Annotated in this window: 21 protein-coding genes; all 21 read right to left on the reverse strand. The window is 60.5% G+C overall.

The window, feature by feature from the left end; genetic code table 11:
- Positions 1-4: 4 nt before the first annotated feature.
- A complete protein-coding gene (gene rpsH, locus ACWNRM_RS07975) occupies positions 5-403 on the reverse strand; it encodes a 30S ribosomal protein S8 (protein WP_188426066.1) in 399 nt (132 codons plus the stop codon).
- A gap of 11 nt (positions 404-414) precedes the next feature.
- A complete protein-coding gene (gene rpsN / locus ACWNRM_RS07980) occupies positions 415-720 on the reverse strand; it encodes a 30S ribosomal protein S14 (RefSeq protein WP_023978991.1) in 306 nt (101 codons plus the stop codon).
- Between the two features lie 115 nt (positions 721-835).
- Positions 836-1402 carry a 50S ribosomal protein L5 gene (gene rplE, locus ACWNRM_RS07985; RefSeq protein WP_222546858.1) on the reverse strand — a complete coding sequence of 189 codons (567 nt, stop codon included), beginning with the start codon at positions 1400-1402 and terminating at the stop codon, positions 836-838.
- A 10-nt stretch (positions 1403-1412) separates the two neighbouring features.
- Positions 1413-1733: a 50S ribosomal protein L24 gene (gene rplX / locus ACWNRM_RS07990; RefSeq protein ID WP_025840917.1), complete on the reverse strand. Its 321-nt coding sequence runs from the start codon at positions 1731-1733 to the stop codon at positions 1413-1415.
- Positions 1733-2101, reverse strand: a complete 369-nt coding sequence (gene rplN / locus ACWNRM_RS07995; RefSeq protein WP_023978994.1) for a 50S ribosomal protein L14 — start codon at positions 2099-2101, stop codon at positions 1733-1735. Before rplN ends, rplX begins: the two co-directional genes overlap by 1 nt.
- Positions 2102-2115: 14 nt before the next feature.
- Complete coding sequence (gene rpsQ / locus ACWNRM_RS08000) at positions 2116-2397, reverse strand: 30S ribosomal protein S17 (RefSeq protein ID WP_023978995.1); 282 nt, start codon at positions 2395-2397, stop codon at positions 2116-2118.
- A 13-nt stretch (positions 2398-2410) separates the two neighbouring features.
- Positions 2411-2644 carry a 50S ribosomal protein L29 gene (gene rpmC, locus ACWNRM_RS08005; RefSeq protein ID WP_023978996.1) on the reverse strand — a complete coding sequence of 78 codons (234 nt, stop codon included), beginning with the start codon at positions 2642-2644 and terminating at the stop codon, positions 2411-2413.
- A gap of 2 nt (positions 2645-2646) precedes the next feature.
- Positions 2647-3063, reverse strand: coding sequence for a 50S ribosomal protein L16 (gene rplP / locus ACWNRM_RS08010; protein WP_023978997.1), 417 nt, complete (start codon positions 3061-3063; stop codon positions 2647-2649).
- A gap of 47 nt (positions 3064-3110) precedes the next feature.
- Positions 3111-3788, reverse strand: coding sequence for a 30S ribosomal protein S3 (gene rpsC, locus ACWNRM_RS08015; protein ID WP_485170302.1), 678 nt, complete (start codon positions 3786-3788; stop codon positions 3111-3113).
- A 1-nt stretch (position 3789) separates the two neighbouring features.
- The gene (rplV, locus tag ACWNRM_RS08020) at positions 3790-4221 is read right to left on the reverse strand and encodes a 50S ribosomal protein L22 (protein ID WP_023978999.1); all 432 of its coding nucleotides are present in this window, start codon (positions 4219-4221) and stop codon (positions 3790-3792) included.
- A gap of 2 nt (positions 4222-4223) precedes the next feature.
- Positions 4224-4502 (reverse strand): 30S ribosomal protein S19, encoded by a 279-nt coding sequence (gene rpsS, locus ACWNRM_RS08025; protein ID WP_023979000.1) that lies wholly within the window; start codon positions 4500-4502, stop codon positions 4224-4226.
- 17 nt (positions 4503-4519) lie between these two features.
- Positions 4520-5350 (reverse strand): 50S ribosomal protein L2, encoded by an 831-nt coding sequence (rplB, locus tag ACWNRM_RS08030; protein ID WP_485170303.1) that lies wholly within the window; start codon positions 5348-5350, stop codon positions 4520-4522.
- Positions 5351-5366: 16 nt separating this feature from the next.
- Positions 5367-5663, reverse strand: coding sequence for a 50S ribosomal protein L23 (locus ACWNRM_RS08035; RefSeq protein WP_171840724.1), 297 nt, complete (start codon positions 5661-5663; stop codon positions 5367-5369).
- Between the two features lie 41 nt (positions 5664-5704).
- On the reverse strand, positions 5705-6319 hold the full coding sequence (rplD, locus tag ACWNRM_RS08040; RefSeq protein WP_023979003.1) for a 50S ribosomal protein L4: 615 nt from the start codon (positions 6317-6319) through the stop codon (positions 5705-5707).
- A gap of 12 nt (positions 6320-6331) precedes the next feature.
- Positions 6332-7015 (reverse strand): 50S ribosomal protein L3, encoded by a 684-nt coding sequence (gene rplC / locus ACWNRM_RS08045; RefSeq protein WP_023979004.1) that lies wholly within the window; start codon positions 7013-7015, stop codon positions 6332-6334.
- Positions 7016-7025: 10 nt separating this feature from the next.
- Positions 7026-7334 carry a 30S ribosomal protein S10 gene (gene rpsJ / locus ACWNRM_RS08050; protein WP_007282720.1) on the reverse strand — a complete coding sequence of 103 codons (309 nt, stop codon included), beginning with the start codon at positions 7332-7334 and terminating at the stop codon, positions 7026-7028.
- Between the two features lie 123 nt (positions 7335-7457).
- Positions 7458-8648: an elongation factor Tu gene (gene tuf, locus ACWNRM_RS08055; protein ID WP_023979005.1), complete on the reverse strand. Its 1191-nt coding sequence runs from the start codon at positions 8646-8648 to the stop codon at positions 7458-7460.
- A gap of 105 nt (positions 8649-8753) precedes the next feature.
- Positions 8754-9230, reverse strand: coding sequence for a 30S ribosomal protein S7 (gene rpsG / locus ACWNRM_RS08060; RefSeq protein WP_023979006.1), 477 nt, complete (start codon positions 9228-9230; stop codon positions 8754-8756).
- 14 nt (positions 9231-9244) lie between these two features.
- Entirely contained in the window at positions 9245-9616 is a 372-nt protein-coding gene (gene rpsL, locus ACWNRM_RS08065) for a 30S ribosomal protein S12 (protein ID WP_023979007.1), read from the reverse strand.
- Between the two features lie 366 nt (positions 9617-9982).
- Positions 9983-14233 carry a DNA-directed RNA polymerase subunit beta' gene (gene rpoC, locus ACWNRM_RS08070; protein ID WP_485170304.1) on the reverse strand — a complete coding sequence of 1417 codons (4251 nt, stop codon included), beginning with the start codon at positions 14231-14233 and terminating at the stop codon, positions 9983-9985.
- Positions 14234-14321: 88 nt separating this feature from the next.
- Positions 14322-18497 carry a DNA-directed RNA polymerase subunit beta gene (gene rpoB, locus ACWNRM_RS08075; protein ID WP_485170305.1) on the reverse strand — a complete coding sequence of 1392 codons (4176 nt, stop codon included), beginning with the start codon at positions 18495-18497 and terminating at the stop codon, positions 14322-14324.
- Positions 18498-18724 lie beyond the last annotated feature (227 nt).

Raw genomic sequence — 18724 nt, forward strand, 5'->3', positions numbered from 1 at the left:
CTCCTCAGAAGACGCGGCAGAGGACTTCGCCACCGACATTTGCGGCGCGAGCCTCGATATCCGACAGGATACCGCGCGGGGTGGACAGGATCGACACGCCGAGACCGGCATACACGCGCGGCAGTTCCTTGATCTTGGAATACACGCGACGGCCCGGCTTGGAGACGCGGTGGATTTCCTTGATCACAGGCTGACCATCGGCATATTTCAGTTCGATGCGCAGCTGGGAGATGCCGGCGCGCAGCTCTTCCGTGGTGTAGCCACGGATGTAACCTTCGCGACGCAGCGCTTCCAGAACGTTCGCACGCAGCTTGGAAGCCGGCGCGATGCAAGCCGCGTGACGTGCACGCTGGGCATTGCGAATGCGGGTGAGCATATCACCCAACGGATCGGACAATGACATTCGCTTCTACCTTACCAGCTCGACTTGACCATACCGGGGATCTGGCCGGTGGAGGCCAGGTCGCGCAGGGCGATACGGCTCAGCTCGAACTTGCGGTAGTTCGCGCGGGGACGTCCCGAAACCTTGCAGCGCAGACGGAAACGAACGCGCGACCCGTTGCGCGGCATTTCTGCCAGCTTCAGGGTTGCGTCGAAACGCTCCTCTACCGGAAGGCTCCGGTCCTTGATGATATCTTTCAACGCGGTCCGCTTCGCCTTGTCGCGCGTCGCCATGTAGGCGCGCTTGGCGTTGCGGTTCACGGCGGAGATTTTTGCCATGCTAAATCTTCTCCCGGAACCTGTCGGGCCAATCCCAACGGTTTTCCAAACAGCGTGTGTATATAGGGAGCCGAGCTCCCTTTGAAAAGGAAAAAACCCGGCTCAACCCGATAAATCAGGCAGTGAAGGGCAGATCGAACGCCTTGAGAAGCGCTTTTGCCTCTTCATCGCTCTTCGCCGTGGTGACGAAGATGATGTCCATGCCGCGTACGGAGTCGATCTTGTCGTAGTCGATTTCCGGGAACACGATCTGCTCCTTGATGCCCATGGCGAAGTTACCACGACCGTCAAAGCCCTTGTTGGGGGGCAGACCGCGGAAGTCACGAATGCGCGGCATCGCGATCGTTACGAGACGGTCGAGGAATTCGTACATGCGTGCGCGGCGCAGGGTTACCTTACAGCCGATCGGCAGGCCTTCGCGGATCTTGAAGCCGGCGATTGCCTTGCGAGCAACCGTCTTGACGGGCTTCTGACCGGAGATGGCTGCCATTTCGGCAACGGCGGCATCGAGCTTCTTCTGATCGCCAGCGGCTTCGCCGACGCCCATGTTCAGCACGATCTTTTCCAGCTTGGGAACCTGCATGGCGTTCTTGTAACCAAACTGCTCACGCAGCTTGTCACGGAGAACATCATTGTAATGCTGCTGCAGGCGCGGCTGGATGCGGGTAATGGTCTCGCTCATTGTCGCCCCCTTAGCCTTCGATCACTTCGCCGGTCACCTTGGCGACACGGACCTTGCGCCCATCCTCGAGCTGACGGAAACCGACGCGGGTCGGCTTGCCGCTCTTCGGATCGACGAGCTTCAGGTTGGACAAATGAACAGGCATTTCCTTGGCGATGATACCGCCTTCCTGATTCATACGGGTCGGCTTCTGGTGACGCTTGGCCACGGCAACGCCACGCACGATAGCCTTTTCGACCTTCGGCAGAACGGCCAGGACTTCGCCACGCGTGCCGCGTGAAGAGCCGGAGAGGACCAGAACCTGATCACCCTTCTTGATACGAGCAGCCATTATAGCACCTCCGGAGCCAGGGAGATGATCTTCATGAACTTGCGCGCGCGCAGCTCACGAACCACCGGGCCAAAGATACGCGTACCGATCGGTTCCATCGACTTGTTGATCAGCACGGCCGCATTCTTGTCGAAGCGAATGGCGCTGCCGTCAGCACGACGAACGGGATAGGACGTGCGAACGATGACGGCCTGATGCACGTCACCCTTCTTCACCTTGCCGCGGGGAATCGCTTCCTTGACGGACACGACGATCACGTCGCCGACCGAGGCGGTTTTCCGCTTGGAGCCGCCCAGCACCTTGATGCACTGCACCTGACGTGCGCCGGAATTATCGGCGACGTCGAGATTGGTCTCGGGATGGATCATTTCTCAGTCCCCTCTTACGCTGACGCCTGAGCCGGTGCCGCCGCTGCTGCCTCAAGGGCCGCACCGTTGCGGGTAATCACCGTCCAGGTCTTGCGCTTGGAAATCGGAGCGCATTCTTCGATGCGCACCGTGTCTCCGATCTTGCACTCGTTCAGCTCGTCATGCGCCGCGTACTTCTTGGAACGACGAATGAACTTCTTATAGAGCGGGTGCATGATACGACGATCAACAAGAACGGTAACCGTCTTGTCCATCTTGTCGCTCGTCACTCGCCCTGTCAGGACGCGCCTTGGCATCGTCCGTCTCCTCTCAGGACTCTGCGGCGGACGTTTTTGCGCCCGCCTTGTTCTTCGATTGATGCGCCACCGTCTTGATGCGAGCAATCGCACGACGGAGAACGCGAACGCGTCCGACTCCCTCTGATTGGCCCGTGGCGGCCTGGAACCGGAGGTTCAGCTGCTCACGCTTCAGGTCCAGAAGGAGGGCCTGCAGTTCATCAGGGGACTTGGCGCGAAGATCGGCTACCTTGTAAGCGTCAGCCATTCTTATGCCTCCCCGATACGGGTGATGAACTTGGTCTTGATCGGCAGCTTCGCTGCGCCAAGAGCCAGGGCCTCACGTGCCACTTCGGGCGGCACGCCTTCGATTTCAAACAGTACGCGACCGGGCTTCACGCGGGCCACCCAGAACTCGGGCGAGCCCTTGCCGGAGCCCATGCGGACTTCGGCAGGCTTCGTGGAAACCGGCAGATCCGGGAAAATCCGGATCCACACGCGACCGGCACGCTTCATCGCACGAGTGATCGCACGACGCGACGCCTCGATCTGGCGTGCGGTGATACGTTCGGGTTCAAGAGCCTTAAGGCCGAACGCGCCGAAATTCAACGTCGTTCCGCCCTTGGCCAACCCATGAATGCGGCCCTTGTGGGCCTTGCGAAACTTAGTCCGCTTCGGGGAAAGCATGGTGTCGTATCCTCATGCGCCTCGCGGCGCTTGTCATAATCTACTGCTCAGCGCTGCGGCGCTTGTTCCGCTGCACGACGGTCCTGAGCCATCGGATCATGGGCAAGGATTTCACCCTTGAAGATCCAGACTTTCACACCGCACGTACCATAGGTCGTCTTGGCAGTGGCGATACCGTAATCGATGTCGGCGCGCAACGTATGAAGTGGCACGCGCCCTTCGCGATACCATTCGATACGAGCAATTTCCGCACCACCGAGACGGCCGGAGCAGTTGATTCGGATACCCTGCGCGCCAAGACGCATGGCAGACTGAACCGCACGCTTCATTGCACGACGGAAGGCCACGCGGCGCTCCAGCTGCTGTGCAATATTCTCGGCAACCAGGGTTGCGTCGATTTCGGGCTTGCGGATCTCGACGATGTTCAGCGCAACGTCGGTCTTTGCCAGACGGCTCAGATCCTTGCGCAGAGCGTCGATGTCCTGCCCCTTCTTGCCGATGACGACGCCCGGACGCGCTGCATAGATCGTGACGCGCGGCTTCTTGGCCGGGCGCTCGATCACAACGCGGGAAACGCCTGCACCAGAAAGCTTGCGACGCAGATAAGCGCGCAGCTTCAGGTCTTCATGCAGCAGACGGGAATAGTCGTTGCCAGCGTACCAGCGGCTATCCCAGGTGCGGTTTACGCCGAGCCGGAGCCCGATCGGATTGACTTTGTGTCCCATATCAGGCTGCCTTCTGCTCTGCTGCGTCCTTGCCCTTGCCCTTCGGCGCAGGCGCTTCGTCTGCAGCGCGCTCGGCAACGACGATCTTCAGGTGGCTGAAGAACTTCTCGATGCGCGAGGAACGACCACGGCCACGAGCGTGGAAACGCTTCATGACGATCGACTTGCCAACTTCTGCGGTCTTGACCACGAGCTGATCGACATCGAGCTGATGATTGTTCTCTGCGTTGGCCACGGCGCTCTCGAGGGTCTTGCGAACCTGCTGAGCGATACGGCGACGCGAAAACGTCAGCGCTGCGATTGCCTTGTCTGCCGGCTGGTTGCGGATCATTGCCGCAACCAGGTTCAGCTTGCGCGGGCTGACGCGGATGTTGCGGGCGACAGCCTGCGCTTCCGTATCAGCGAGTGTGCGAATGTGCTTCGGCTTGCTCATGATCAGCCCCGCTTCGACTTCTTGTCGGAAGCATGACCAGGGAACGTGCGTGTCGGCGAGAACTCACCGAACTTGTGCCCGACCATGTTTTCCGTAACCTGCACCGGCAGGAACTTGTGGCCATTATAAACGCCGAACGTGAGTCCGACGAACTGCGGCAGGATGGTGGAACGACGTGACCAGATCTTGATCACCTCATTACGACCCGAAGCGCGTGACGCTTCAGCCTTGCCGAACAAGTACCCGTCAACGAACGGGCCCTTCCAGACGGAACGTGCCATCTCTGTGTGCCCCCTTCTTACTTGCCGGTCTTGCGGCGACGGATGATCAGGCTGTCCGTCTTCTTGTTAACGCGAGTCTTGTAGCCCTTGGTCGGCTTGCCCCATGGCGTAACCGGGTGACGGCCACCAGAGGTACGACCTTCACCACCACCATGAGGATGGTCGACCGGGTTCATGACGACGCCGCGGTTATGCGGACGACGGCCGAGCCAACGGTTGCGACCGGCCTTGCCGAGATGCTGGTTCATGTTGTCGGGGTTCGACACCGCGCCAACAGTGGCCATGCATTCACCACGGACGAGACGGAGCTCACCGGACTGAAGCTTGATCTGGGCGTAGCCGGCATCCTTGCCGACCAGCTGGCAATACGTGCCAGCCGAACGGGCGATCTTGGCACCAGCGCCGGGCTTCAGCTCGATGTTGTGCACGATCGTACCGACAGGCATCGCGCCCAGCGGCATGGCATTGCCCGGCTTCACGTCGGTGCGTTCGCCAGCGATAACCTGATCGCCAACCTTAACGCGCTGCGGTGCCAGGATGTAGGCCAGCTCGCCGTCTTCGTACTTGATCAGCGCGATGAAAGCGGTGCGGTTCGGGTCATATTCCAGACGCTCGACCGTACCGGCCACATCGAACTTGCGACGCTTGAAGTCGACATAGCGGTAGGACTGCTTGTGCCCGCCGCCACGGAAACGCGACGTGGTACGACCGTGGTTGTTACGGCCGCCCGTCTTGTTCTTGCCTTCGGTCAGCTGCTTGACCGGCTTGCCCTTGAAGAGCTCGCTGCGGTCGATCAGTACCGTGCCACGTGTGCTCGGCGTCGTGGGATTAAAGTGCTTGAGTGCCATGGTATCCTATCCCGCGTCAGCCCAGCTTCGCGGTGAGGTCAATGGACTGACCTTCCGCAAGCTGAACATACGCCTTCTTGATGTCCGAACGGCGACCAGGACGGCCCTTGACCATCTTGGTCTTGCCCTTCTGCACCAGCGTGTTCACGGAGACGACCTTGACGCCGAAAAGCGTCTCGACCGCAACCTTGATTTCCGGCTTCGCGGCGGTCATCGCCACGCGGAAAACAACCTGGTTACGCTCGGAGAGGGCCGTCGCCTTCTCGGTGATGAGCGGCGCGCGAACGATGTCAAACATCGCTTCACGCGTCATGCGCTGCGCCTTTGTGCGGCGCGCAAGAACGATGCCCGTGGTCATGCCAGGCGCTCCTTGAGACCCTCGAGCCCTGCGCGCGTCAGCACGAGAACATCGTGGTTCAGAATGTCATAGACGTTGGCGCCGATCGTGGGCAGCACGTCGATCTTGGGCAGGTTGCGCACAGCGCGACCGAAAGCCACATCAACGGCGCCATCAACGATCAGGGCGGAGGACCAGCCGAGTGCTGCCAGCTTTGCAGCGGCTTCACGGGTCTTGGTCACACCAGCGGCCTGGTCGATGACGATCAGCTTGCCAGCGGCAGCCTTCTGCGAGAGCGCAGAAATCAGGCCGAGGCGACGCACCTTCTTGGGCAGGTCATAGCCGTGGTCGCGAACGACCGGACCATGAACGACGCCACCAGTGCGGAACTGCGGTGCGCGCAGCGAGCCCTGACGTGCCGAGCCTGTGCCCTTCTGGCGGTACGGCTTCTTGGTCGTGCCAGAAATCTCGCCCATGCCCTTGGTGCGGTGCGTACCGGCCCGGCGCTTGGCCAGCTGCCAGTGGACAACGCGTGCCATGATGTCCGCGCGCGGGGTCGCGCCGAACAGTTCCTCTGGCAGGGTCACCGTTCCGGCGCTGCCATTATCGAGGGTTTTGATATCGTATTCCATCGCCCTCAGTCCTTAACCGGCGGCCGCCGCAGTCGCTGCCGGGTACGGCGCATCTGCATGGCGGGCCTTCTTGATCGCATCGCGGATCATCACCAGGCCATTCTTGGCACCCGGAATCGAACCACGAACCATGATCAGGTTGCGTTCGGCGTCGACGGCTGCCACTTCGAGATTAAGCGTCGTGATGCGCTCGTCACCCATGTGACCGGCCATTTTCTTGCCCTTGAAGACCTTGCCCGGATCCTGGCGCTGACCCGTCGAACCATGCGAACGATGGCTGATGGACACGCCGTGGGAGGCTTCAAGACCAGCGAAGTTCCAGCGCTTCATGACGCCGGCGAAGCCTTTGCCCTTGCTGGTGCCGGTGACGTCGACCTTCTGGCCAACGACGAAATGGGCCGCGGAGAGCTTCGTGCCAGCCTCAAGCACGGCATCTTCTGCCACGCGAAACTCGACAAGAGTCTTCTTCGGCTCCACCTTGGTGCGAGCATAATGGCCACGCATCGGCTTGGTGACGTTCTTCACCTTTGCCTTGCTCATGCCGATCTGCACTGCCGTGTAGCCATCACGCTCCTGCGTGCGGGCATCCACAACCTCGACTTCGTCGAGATGCAGCACTGTGACCGGCACATGTGTGCCATCTTCCTTGAATAGCCGGGTCATACCCAGCTTTTTTGCGATCAATCCGGTACGCATCGTCTGGACCTTAAAGTTTGATCTCGACATCAACGCCAGCGGCGAGGTCGAGCTTCATGAGGGCGTCCACGGTCTGCGGTGTCGGCTCAACAATGTCGAGCAGGCGGCGATGAGTCCGAATTTCGAACTGCTCGCGGCTTTTCTTGTCCACATGTGGGGAACGGTTCACGGTGAACCGCTCGATATGCGTCGGTAGCGGGATAGGACCCCGAACCCGCGCACCCGTACGCTTCGCCGTGTTTACGATTTCCTTCGTGCTGTTGTCGAGCACGCGGTGATCGTACGCCTTTAGGCGAATGCGGATGTTCTGGTTGTCCATCTTACCAATAATCCAACTCGTTGGGGTTCGGGTCTTACCCTGCTCCCTCCTGGTCCCTTCTAAAGCCGACCCCGGCCGGATTACTCCGACCGGGGCCAGCCAAATCAGGGGCCGTGCTTACAATCAGGCGCTGATCGAGGAGACCACGCCTGCACCGACGGTGCGGCCGCCTTCACGGATAGCGAAGCGGAGACCTTCGTCCATGGCGATCGGAGCAATCAGCTCGACGTCCATGGCAACGTTGTCGCCCGGCATGACCATTTCCGTGCCTTCCGGCAGCTGAACGACGCCCGTGACGTCGGTCGTGCGGAAATAGAACTGCGGACGGTAGTTTGTAAAGAACGGAGTGTGACGTCCGCCTTCTTCCTTCGTGAGGATGTAAGCCTCGGCCTTGAACTTCTTGTGCGGGGTGATCGAACCCGGCTTTGCAAGAACCTGACCACGCTCGACGTCTTCACGCTTCGTGCCACGAACCAGGGCACCGATGTTGTCACCGGCTTCACCGCGATCAAGCAGCTTGCGGAACATCTCAACGCCCGTGACGGTCGTCTTGACGGTGTCCTTGAGGCCGACGATTTCAACTTCGTCACCCACGTTCACAACGCCACGCTCAACGCGACCCGTGACAACCGTACCACGACCCGAGATCGAGAACACGTCTTCGATCGGCATCAGGAACGGACGGTCAACCGGACGCTCCGGCTGCGGGATGTAGGTGTCAACGGCTTCCATCAGCTCGAGCACGCGGTCTTCACCGATTGCTGCGTCGCCGTCTTCAAGCGTCACCAGAGCCGAACCCTTGACGATGGGGATATCGTCACCGGGGAACTGGTAGGACGAAAGAAGCTCACGGACTTCCATTTCGACGAGCTCGAGGAGCTCGGCATCGTCAACCTGGTCAACCTTGTTCAGGAACACGACCAGCGCCGGAACGCCAACCTGGCGAGCGAGCAGGATGTGCTCACGCGTCTGGGGCATCGGGCCGTCAGCAGCGGACACAACCAGGATCGCGCCGTCCATCTGGGCGGCACCCGTGATCATGTTCTTGACGTAGTCAGCATGGCCCGGGCAGTCGACGTGGGCGTAGTGACGGTTCTTGGTCTCGTACTCAACGTGAGCGGTGGAGATCGTGATGCCGCGAGCGCGCTCTTCAGGAGCAGCGTCGATCTGGTCATACGCACGGAAGGTCGCGCCGCCGGACTTGGCGAGCGTCTTCGTGATTGCAGCCGTCAGTGAGGTCTTGCCATGGTCAACGTGACCGATGGTGCCGATGTTGCAGTGCGGCTTCGTCCGCTCAAATTTAGCCTTAGCCATCATTCTCTCCATAACCCACCGCCGAAGGTGCGGCGGGGAAGATTGCTAATTCGTACCAGGCACCCCCGAAGGAGGCACCCGGGAAAACCGGTTAGCCTTTTAAGCTTACCAACGATAGTGGCTGAATGCTTTATTTGCTTCAGCCATGCGATGCGTGTCTTCGCGCTTCTTGACGGCGGAGCCGCGATTGTTGATCGCGTCCATCAGCTCGTTGGAAAGGCGTTCCTGCATCGTGTTCTCACCGCGCTTGCGCGAGGCGTCGATCAGCCAGCGGATGGCGAGGGCCTGACGGCGCTCGGCACGGACTTCGACGGGGACCTGATAGGTCGCACCGCCGACGCGGCGGGAGCGAACCTCTACGGCCGGCTTCACGTTGTCCAGAGCCGCATGGAACATGGCGACCGGGTCGGCCGTGGCACCGCCACGACGACGCACGGACTCAAGCGCACCGTAAACGATACCCTCGGCTGTGGACTTCTTACCATCGTACATCAGGGCGTTCATAAAACGCGTGATGACGACATCTCCGAATTTCGGATCGGGAAGGATCTCACGCTTTACAGCGCGATGACGGCGACTCATGCCTGAATTTCCTCTTACTTCGGACGCTTCGCGCCATACAGCGAACGGCGCTGACGACGCTTGGCGATGCCCTGCGTGTCAAGCACGCCGCGCAGGATGTGATAACGCACACCCGGCAAATCTTTTACACGGCCGCCGCGGATCAGCACGACGCTGTGTTCCTGCAGGTTATGGCCTTCACCCGGAATGTAGCTAACGACCTCATACCCGTTGGTCAGGCGCACCTTTGCCACCTTACGCAGGGCCGAGTTCGGCTTTTTCGGGGTAACCGTATAGACGCGCGTGCAAACGCCGCGCTTCTGGGGGCAACCCTGAAGGGCCGGCACTTTATTCCGCTTGGCGGCAGGCTCACGGCCCTTGGCGATCAACTGGTTGATGGTCGGCATACGCCCTTCCCGATCCTTGCTCACTGCTAGACCGAGCGACGCCCGATCTGCTTGCTTCCAACAAAATTCAGCGCGCGGCAGAATGCCGCCCGCTTTTGACTCTTTCACTACCGGCCTGAGCCTCACCCGAAGGCGGCGGCACCGTTAGCGTTTGATGCTGTCTATCAACGGCTCAGACGCCTCAGGAGACGGGGGTAGCCGAGGGCGCGGACCCTATGACCGTTCTGAATGAAAGTCAAGCATACTCTAGCGTTCTGCCCGATTCTCGTTCGATTCCCGTCTCGAATCGCCGGATACGAAATCGGGCGGGTATTACCCCGCCCGATCTCAAACGTAAACTAGTTTTTCCGAGGCTGGAGCGGGGTCTTACTCCGCTGCGTCGTCCGTTACCTCGGGAGTTGCGCGGCTGACACGCTGACGATCCTGAGAAGCCGCCATGGCGCGCAGCTTGTTCATCACACTGCCCGTACCTGCCGGGATCAGACGCCCGACAATCACGTTCTCCTTCAGGCCGTTCAGTGTATCGACCTTGCCGGCTGTCGCCGCTTCGGTCAGCACACGTGTGGTCTCCTGGAAGGAAGCCGCAGAGATGAACGACTGCGTCTGCAGCGAGGCCTTCGTGATGCCCTGCAGGATGGGCATGCCGCGTGCAGGCTCCTCACCCATCTTGACGCGCTTCTCGTTCTCGACCTCGAACTCGATGCGGTCCACCGTCTCGCCAATCAGATACGTTGTATCGCCCGGCTCGAGGATTTCCACCTTCTGCAGCATCTGACGAACAATGACTTCGATATGCTTGTCATTGATCTTCACGCCCTGCAGTCGATAGACGTCCTGGATCTCGTTGACGAGATAATCGGACAGCGCCTCGACACCCATGACCTTGAGAATGTCATGCGGAACGCGAGGACCGTCGACCAGCGGATCGCCCTTCTGCACGAAGTCGCCTTCCTGCACCGACACATGCTTGCCCTTGGGAATGAGGTAGTTGGTCTCTTCCCCGGTCTCGTCGTTCTTCACGATGATGCAGCGCTTGGACTTGTAGTCCTTGCCGATCTCGATCCGGCCTTCGGTTTCCGCGATGATCGCGTGATCCTTTGGGCGACGGGCTTCAAACAGTTCGGCCACGCGCGGCAGACCACCCGTAATGTCACGGGTCTTCGAGCCTTCACGCGGGATGCGGGCCAGCACGTCACCGGCATGGACCGTGGCGCCATTCTCGATCGACAGCAGCGAATCGGGCGACAGGAAGTAGCGTGCCTCATTGCCATTGGCGAGACGAACGACATTGCCCGCCGCATCCTTGAGCTGCAGGCGCGGACGCAGGTCCACACCCTTGCTGCCCTGCTTGTAGTCAACGACCACCTTGGAGGTCAGGCCCGTGACTTCGTCCATACGCTCGACGAGCGTGATGGAGTCGATCAGGTCGAGATACTCGACCGTACCGGCCTGCTCGGTGATGATCGGCAGGGTGTAGGGGTCCCACTCGGCCATTTTCAGACCGCGCGTCACTTCCTGGCCCTCATTGACCATAAGACGGGCACCGTAGGGCACGCGATAGCGTGCGCGCTCGACACCCTTCTCGTCTGTCAGCAGGATTTCGCAGTTACGCGACATCACAATGGTGACGTTCTGGCTGTTCTGAACCACGTTGCGGTTGCGGATGGTCACCTTGCCGTCACGCGACGCCTCAACCATCGACTGCTCTGCACCACGCGTCGCCGCACCACCGATATGGAAGGTACGCATGGTCAGCTGCGTGCCGGGCTCACCGATGGACTGTGCAGCGATAACGCCCACGGCCTCGCCGATATTGACCGGCGTACCGCGCGCAAGGTCGCGGCCATAGCAATGACCACACACACCAACGCGACTGTCACAGGTCAGCACCGAGCGGATCAGAACGCTTTCGACGCCTGCCTTCTCGATGATCTCAGCCTCGGCTTCCTCGATCAGCGTATTGCGCGGGAAGAGAACCGCACCGCTCACCGGGTCGGTCACGTCAGCCGTCAGGGTACGACCCAGGATACGCTCGGAAAGCGAGGAGATCACCTCACCGCTATCCATGACTGCGCGGATCGTCAGGCCACGCTCGGTGCCGCAATCGTTCTCGACGATGATGCAGTCCTGCGCCACGTCGACAAGACGACGCGTGAGGTAACCCGAGTTCGCCGTCTTCAGCGCCGTGTCCGCGAGACCCTTACGGGCACCGTGAGTGGAGGTGAAGTAATCGAGAACCGAAAGGCCTTCCTTGAAGTTCGCGATGATCGGCTGCTCGATGATCTCGCCCGAAGGCTTGGCCATCAGACCACGCATACCGGCAAGCTGCTTCATCTGGGCTGGCGACCCACGCGCACCGGAGTGGCTCATCATCCACACCGAGTTCGTCGGCTTGCCGATAACCTGACGGGAAATCTCCTTCATCATCGCCGCCTGGACTTCGTCCGTGCAACGCGACCAAGCATCGACCACCTTGTTATAGCGCTCGCCAGCCGTGATCAGACCGTCCTGATACTGCTGCTCGAATTCCTTGATCTCGGCCTGTGTGCGCTCGACCAGCTCCTGCTTCTCGACCGGGATGATCATGTCATCCTTGCCGAAGGAGATACCGGCGCGCGCGGCATGGCGGAAACCGAGGCCCATGAGGCGGTCGCAGAAAATGACTGCTTCCTTCTGGCCGCAGTGACGGTACACGGCGTCAATCACGTCCGACACGTTCTTCTTGGTCAGCTGCTTGTTGACCAGCGAGAACGGGATAGCCGCATTGCGCGGCAGGATCTGCGCGATCAGCGCGCGTCCCGGCGTGGTGAGCATGGTCTGACGAACGGGCTTGCCGTCGGCATCCAGCGTGTCCATGCGCAGACGGATCTTGTCGTGCAGCTTGAGCGTGCCCTCGTTCATGGCGAGCTCGATCTCGGCCACCGATGCGTAGGCGGACGGACCGGCCTTAACCAGGCGACCCTCTGCGTCATACTCTGCCTGATCCGGCGTCGTGTGATACTCGGGAACCTCAAGGCTCAGATAGTACAGGCCAAGCACGATATCCTGCGACGGCACGATGATCGGCTTGCCGTTTGCAGGGCTGAGGATGTTGTTGGTCGACATCATCAGCACGCGGGCTTCAAGCTGGGCTTCGAGCGACAGCGGCACGTGAACGGCCATCTGGTCGCCGTCGAAGTCGGCGTTGAACGCGGTACAGACCAGCGGGTGCAGCTGGATCGCCTTGCCTTCGATCAGCACGGGCTCGAACGCCTGGATGCCGAGACGGTGGAGGGTCGGTGCGCGGTTCAGCATCACGGGATGCTCGCGGATGACCTCTTCGAGGATATCCCAGACTTCCGGACGCTCCTTTTCCACCATGCGCTTTGCAGCCTTGATGGTGGTGGCGTGACCGTATTTTTCCAGCTTGCTGTAGATGAACGGTTTGAACAGCTCGAGCGCCATCTTCTTCGGCAGGCCGCACTGGTGCAGCTTCAGCTCGGGTCCGACCACGATGACCGAACGGCCCGAATAGTCGACGCGCTTGCCGAGAAGGTTCTGACGGAAGCGGCCCTGCTTGCCTTTCAGCATGTCGGAAAGCGACTTCAGCGGGCGCTTGTTGGCACCCGTGATGGCGCGACCACGACGGCCGTTATCGAACAGCGCGTCAACGGCTTCCTGAAGCATGCGCTTTTCGTTGCGGACGATAATGTCCGGCGCACGCAGCTCGATCAGGCGCTTCAATCGGTTGTTACGGTTGATCACGCGACGATAGAGATCGTTCAGATCGGACGTCGCGAAACGACCGCCGTCCAGCGGCACAAGCGGGCGCAGCTCGGGCGGAATGACCGGGACGAGGTCGAGAATCATCCATTCCGGGCGTGAACCGCTCTCGGCGAAGGCTTCGAACAGCTTCAGACGCTTGACGAGCTTCTTGCGCTTGGCTTCCGACGTGGCTTCACGCAGGTCTTCACGCAGCAGATCGCCGTCAGACTTGTCCTGATCGCGACCGTCACGGTCGATCAGGCCCGGACGATCGGTTTCAGTGGAAAGCAGGCGCGCCTTCCACAGGATCTTCTTGACCGCTTCAGCGCCGATACCGACTTCCAGGCCTTCATCGGCGTAGTCGTCCATCGCGTCGAAATACTGGTCTTCCGACAGCAGCGAATAACGCTTGAACGGGCTCGTGCCGGATTCGAGAACGATATAGCTCTCGAAATACAGGACCTTTTCAAGGTCCTTCAGCGTGATGTCGATCATCGTCGCGATGCGGCTCGGCAGCGACTTCAGGAACCAGATATGCGCAACCGGCGATGCCAGTTCGATATGGCCCATACGCTCGCGGCGAACCTTTGCGAGCGTGACTTCCACGCCGCACTTCTCGCACACGATGCCACGGAACTTCATGCGCTTGTACTTGCCGCACAGGCACTCATAGTCCTTGATCGGGCCAAAGATACGCGCGCAGAACAGGCCGTCGCGCTCAGGCTTGAACGTACGGTAGTTGATGGTCTCCGGCTTCTTGATCTCGCCGTAAGACCAGGAGCGGATCTGCTCGGATGAAGCGAGCTGGATTTTGATCTGGTCGAAAGACTGGGTCTGGCCCGTCTGACCAAGGATCTTCATGAGTTCGTTCATGCGCCGAAATCCCATTTCACGGAGCGGGCCGGAAGACCGGCCGCGCCCGCGTTAGCAACAAACACAGAGGAGGCAGAGACAAAGCACATCAGATTGCGCTCTGCTCCAGATCGACATTCAGGCCGAGCGACTTCAGTTCCTTGATCAGAACGTTGAAGCTCTCGGGGATACCGGCTTCGAAATCGTCCTGCTCACGCACAATGGCCTCATAGACCTTCGTACGGCCGGAAACGTCATCGGACTTGACCGTGAGCATTTCCTGCAGGGTGTAGGCGGCACCGTAAGCTTCAAGAGCCCAGACTTCCATCTCACCGAAGCGCTGGCCACCGAACTGCGCCTTACCACCCAGCGGCTGCTGCGTGACGAGCGAGTACGGACCGATCGAACGGGCATGGATCTTGTCGTCAACAAGGTGATGCAGCTTCAGCATGTAGATATAGCCGACCGTGGTGCGACGCTCGAAAGCCTCACCCGTACGGCCGTCGATCAGCTGCGACTGGCCCGACTTGTCGACACCGGCCTTCACCAGCATGTCCTCGATATCCGGGATCGACGCACCGTCGAACACCGGCGTTGCGATCGGCACGCCCTTGCGGAGGTTACCGGTCAGCTCGAGGAGCTGCTCGTTCGGCAGGGTCGCGATATCGCTCTCGAACACGGCGTCGCCATAGACGTCACGCAGGCTCTCAAGCAGTTCGAGCTTGCGCTCACCCGTGCGCTGGTAATCATCGGCAATCTTGCCGATGTTCTGGCCGATATTGGCGCAGGCCCAGCCCAGATGGGTCTCGAGAATCTGACCGACATTCATGCGCGACGGCACGCCCAGCGGGTTCAGCACGAGATCGACAGGCGTACCATCTTCAAGGAACGGCATGTCCTCAACCGGCACGACGCGCGAAACAACACCCTTGTTACCGTGACGACCGGCCATCTTGTCACCCGGCTGAAGCTTGCGCTTCACAGCCACGAAGACCTTGACCATTTTCATCACGCCCGGCGGCAGCTCGTCACCGCGCTGCAGCTTTTCGACCTTGCTGTCGAAACGGGCCTGAATCTTGCCAACGGCAGCGTCATATTCGCGGCGCAGCGTTTCCAGCTCGGACATCACGCTGTCATCGCTGACCGTGATGTTGCGCCAGGCGCCACGCGGATGCTCGTCCAGAACCTCGTCGGTGATGACGGTGCCTGCACGGATACCCTTGAAGCCGGCAGCCGCCGTCTGATTCAGCAGACGCTCGCGCAGACGGGCTACGAAGCTGCGCTCCTGGATGGCGCGCTCGTCGTCACGATCCTTGGTCAGGCGCTCGATCTCGGCGCGCTCGATCGCCATGGCGCGCTCGTCCTTGTCCACGCCACGACGCGAGAAGACGCGCACGTCAACGATCGTACCGCTCGTGCCCGGGGGCAGCTTGAGCGAGGTATCACGAACGTCAGAAGCCTTTTCACCGAAGATGGCGCGCAAAAGCTTTTCTTCCGGCGTCATCGGGCTTTCGCCCTTCGGTGTGACCTTACCAATCAGGATGTCACCCGGGTTCACCTCGGCACCGACATAGACGATACCGGCTTCATCAAGATTGCGCAGGGCTTCCTCACCGACATTCGGAATGTCGCGGGTGATTTCCTCCTGACCCAGCTTGGTGTCACGGGCCATGACTTCGAATTCCTCGATATGGATCGAGGTGAACACGTCATCACGGGCGATACGCTCGGAGATAAGGATCGAGTCTTCGAAGTTGTAGCCGTTCCAGGGCATGAACGCGACGAGCACGTTGCGGCCCAGAGCCAGTTCACCCAGCTCGGTGGACGGACCGTCAGCAATGATGTCACCGGCATGAACCGTGTCACCCACGCGCACCAGCGGACGCTGGTTGATGCAGGTGGACTGGTTCGAACGCATGTACTTGCGCAGACGATAGATGTCGACGCCTTGGGTCGACCCAGCTTCGTCGGTGGCACGCACGACGATACGTGCACCGTCGATCTGGTCGATCACGCCATTGCGCTTGGCAACAATGGTCGCACCCGAGTCATGGGCCACAGCGGCTTCCATGCCCGTGCCGACCAGCGGCGCATCGGCGCGCACCAGCGGCACGGCCTGACGCTGCATGTTCGAGCCCATCAGCGCGCGGTTGGCGTCGTCGTTCTCAAGGAACGGAATGAGCGCGGCGGCGACCGAAACAAGCTGCTTGGGCGACACGTCGCAGGCCGTGACCTGCTCGGGCGGCACAAGGCGGAAGTCACCCGAACGACGGACAGAAACGAGTTCGTCGGTCAGACGGCCCGTGCTCTTGTCCTGCGCTGCGTCTGCCTGAGCGACGATCAGCTTGTCCTCTTCCATAGCGGAGAGGTACTTCCAGCCGGCCTGCAGCACACCGTCCTGAACAAGGCGGTACGGTGTTTCAATGAAGCCGTACTTGTTCACCTTCGCATAGGTCGAAAGCGAGTTGATCAGACCGATATTCGGTCCTTCAGGCGTCTCAATCGGGCAGATACGGCCGTAATGCGTCGGATGAACGTCGCGAACTTCGAAGCCGGCGCGCTCACGGGTCAGACCGCCCGGGCCAAGCGCCGAAAGACGACGCTTATGCGTGACTTCGGAGAGCGGGTTGGTCTGGTCCATGAACTGGCTGAGCTGCGAGGAGCCAAAGAACTCACGCACGGCAGCAGCAGCAGGCTTTGCGTTGATCAGGTCATGCGGCATGACCGTATCGACATCGACCGAACCCATACGCTCGCGAATGGCGCGCTCCATGCGGAGCAGACCGACGCGGTACTGGTTTTCCATCAGCTCGCCAACGGAGCGGACACGACGGTTACCGAGATTGTCGATATCGTCGATCTGGCCGCGGCCATCCTTCAGCTCGCACATGATCTTGACGGTGCGCAGGATGTCTTCCTTGCGCAGCACGCGCATGGTGTCCGGTGCATCGACTTCAAGACGCATGTTCATCTTGACGCGGCCCACGGCCGAGAGGTCGTAGCGGTCGGCATCGAAGAACAGGCCCTGGAACATGGCTTCTGCCGTTTCCGGGGTCGGCGGCTCGCCGGGACGCATGATGCGATAGATATCGATCAACGCTTCATCGCGGCGGTTGTTCTTGTCCACGGCCAGCGTGTTGCGGATCCAAGGGCCATGAGAGGAGTCGACGGCAAGCATCGGCAGCTCGGTAACACCCAACTCCTCAAGCGCTTCGAGGCGTGCTTCAGTCAGCTCTTCACCAGCCTCGGCGTAGATCTCACCGGTGTTCTCGTTGACGAGATCCTGCGCGATGAAACGGCCCAGCAGATCGGCGCGGCCAACGAGCACGTCCTTGGTCGTTTCTGCGATCTTGCGGCACATGCGCGCGGTCAGCTTGGCATCAGCCTCTGCCACCACTTCACCGGTGTCGGCGTCGTACAGCGGCTCAAGCAGCTTCATGCCACGGAACGCTTCGGGGTCGAACGGGCGCGCCCAGCCCTTGGGCATGCGCGTGAACGGCACGGTGCCGTAGAAATAGGCCAGGATTTCGTCCTGATCCATGCCACGGATGCCAAGCGCCTCGACATCACCGCCTTCGGCAGCCTTGGCAGCGCGGGCAGCGATGGAGTGCTCGCCCTCAAGGGCATAGAGCAGTGTCGTTACCGGCAGCTTGCGCTTACGGTCGATACGCACATAGATCAGGTCCTTGGCATCGAACTCGAAGTCGAGCCAAGAACCACGGTACGGAATGACGCGGGCAGCAAAGAGATACTTGCCGGAAGAATGTGTCTTGCCCTTGTCGTGATCGAAGAACACGCCGGGGCTACGATGCATCTGGCTGACAATGACGCGCTCGGTGCCATTGATGATGAACGTGCCGTTATCGGTCATGAGCGGCATATCGCCCATGTAGACCGGCTGCTCCTTGATGTCGCGGATCGAGCGTGAGCCCGTGTCCTCATCCACATCCCAGACGATAAGACGCAGAATGACCTTCAGCGGGGCGGCAAAGGTCAGCCCGCGCTGGATGCATTCCTCGACATCATATTTCGGCTCTTCGAGTTCATAGGAAACGAACTCGAGACGGCCACGTCCCGCAAAATCGTTGATCGGGAAAACCGACCGGAACACTTCCTGAAGACCCGTCTGCTGACGGCTGTCAGGCGCCACGTTCATCTGAAGGAACGTCTCATAGCTTGCGCGCTGCACGTCAATCAGGTTGGGCATCGGCGCCACTTCGGGGATCCGCCCGAAGCTCTTGCGAATCCGCTTGCGTCCTGTGAACGATTTGGTGATTGCGTTCATCTATCCCTGCCCTCTCGCACCAGACCTTCGGGTCGTCCACATGTCAGGAAGCCTGTCATGGCGGGCGACCGGAACGACCGGTACCGTGAATTCACATTGTTGTTGCGTGACAACCGGCCCTTATACAGGGTTTGTCCGCAACGGCAAATCGGGCGGAAACCCGAAAGGATTTCCGCCCTGACCTGTCTCAATCCACAACCGGCCCCGCCCGAAGGCGAAGCGCGGTC

It is taken from the genome of Asaia sp. A2, from assembly GCF_057319415.1.

Excerpts from the sequence above, each read along its gene's own strand:
- rpsJ (WP_007282720.1), bottom strand. The coding sequence starts at position 7,334 with ATGGACAACCAGAACATCCGCATTCGCCTAAAGGCGTACGATCACCGC.
- rpsN (WP_023978991.1), bottom strand. The coding sequence starts at position 720 with ATGGCAAAAATCTCCGCCGTGAACCGCAACGCCAAGCGCGCCTACATG.
- rplD (WP_023979003.1), bottom strand. The coding sequence starts at position 6,319 with ATGGAATACGATATCAAAACCCTCGATAATGGCAGCGCCGGAACGGTG.
- rplE (WP_222546858.1), bottom strand. The coding sequence starts at position 1,402 with ATGAGCGAGACCATTACCCGCATCCAGCCGCGCCTGCAGCAGCATTAC.
- rplN (WP_023978994.1), bottom strand. The coding sequence starts at position 2,101 with ATGATCCATCCCGAGACCAATCTCGACGTCGCCGATAATTCCGGCGCA.
- rplX (WP_025840917.1), bottom strand. The coding sequence starts at position 1,733 with ATGGCTGCTCGTATCAAGAAGGGTGATCAGGTTCTGGTCCTCTCCGGC.
- rpmC (WP_023978996.1), bottom strand. The coding sequence starts at position 2,644 with ATGGCTGACGCTTACAAGGTAGCCGATCTTCGCGCCAAGTCCCCTGAT.
- rplB (WP_485170303.1), bottom strand. The coding sequence starts at position 5,350 with ATGGCACTCAAGCACTTTAATCCCACGACGCCGAGCACACGTGGCACG.
- rpsS (WP_023979000.1), bottom strand. The coding sequence starts at position 4,502 with ATGGCACGTTCCGTCTGGAAGGGCCCGTTCGTTGACGGGTACTTGTTC.
- rpsH (WP_188426066.1), bottom strand. The coding sequence starts at position 403 with ATGTCATTGTCCGATCCGTTGGGTGATATGCTCACCCGCATTCGCAAT.
- rpsQ (WP_023978995.1), bottom strand. The coding sequence starts at position 2,397 with ATGCCAAGGCGCGTCCTGACAGGGCGAGTGACGAGCGACAAGATGGAC.
- ACWNRM_RS08035 (WP_171840724.1), bottom strand. The coding sequence starts at position 5,663 with ATGACGCGTGAAGCGATGTTTGACATCGTTCGCGCGCCGCTCATCACC.
- rpoC (WP_485170304.1), bottom strand. The coding sequence starts at position 14,233 with ATGAACGAACTCATGAAGATCCTTGGTCAGACGGGCCAGACCCAGTCT.
- rpsC (WP_485170302.1), bottom strand. The coding sequence starts at position 3,788 with ATGGGACACAAAGTCAATCCGATCGGGCTCCGGCTCGGCGTAAACCGC.
- rplC (WP_023979004.1), bottom strand. The coding sequence starts at position 7,015 with ATGCGTACCGGATTGATCGCAAAAAAGCTGGGTATGACCCGGCTATTC.
- rplP (WP_023978997.1), bottom strand. The coding sequence starts at position 3,063 with ATGCTTTCCCCGAAGCGGACTAAGTTTCGCAAGGCCCACAAGGGCCGC.
- rpsL (WP_023979007.1), bottom strand. The coding sequence starts at position 9,616 with ATGCCGACCATCAACCAGTTGATCGCCAAGGGCCGTGAGCCTGCCGCC.
- rpoB (WP_485170305.1), bottom strand. The coding sequence starts at position 18,497 with ATGAACGCAATCACCAAATCGTTCACAGGACGCAAGCGGATTCGCAAG.
- rpsG (WP_023979006.1), bottom strand. The coding sequence starts at position 9,230 with ATGAGTCGCCGTCATCGCGCTGTAAAGCGTGAGATCCTTCCCGATCCG.
- tuf (WP_023979005.1), bottom strand. The coding sequence starts at position 8,648 with ATGGCTAAGGCTAAATTTGAGCGGACGAAGCCGCACTGCAACATCGGC.
- rplV (WP_023978999.1), bottom strand. The coding sequence starts at position 4,221 with ATGAGCAAGCCGAAGCACATTCGCACACTCGCTGATACGGAAGCGCAG.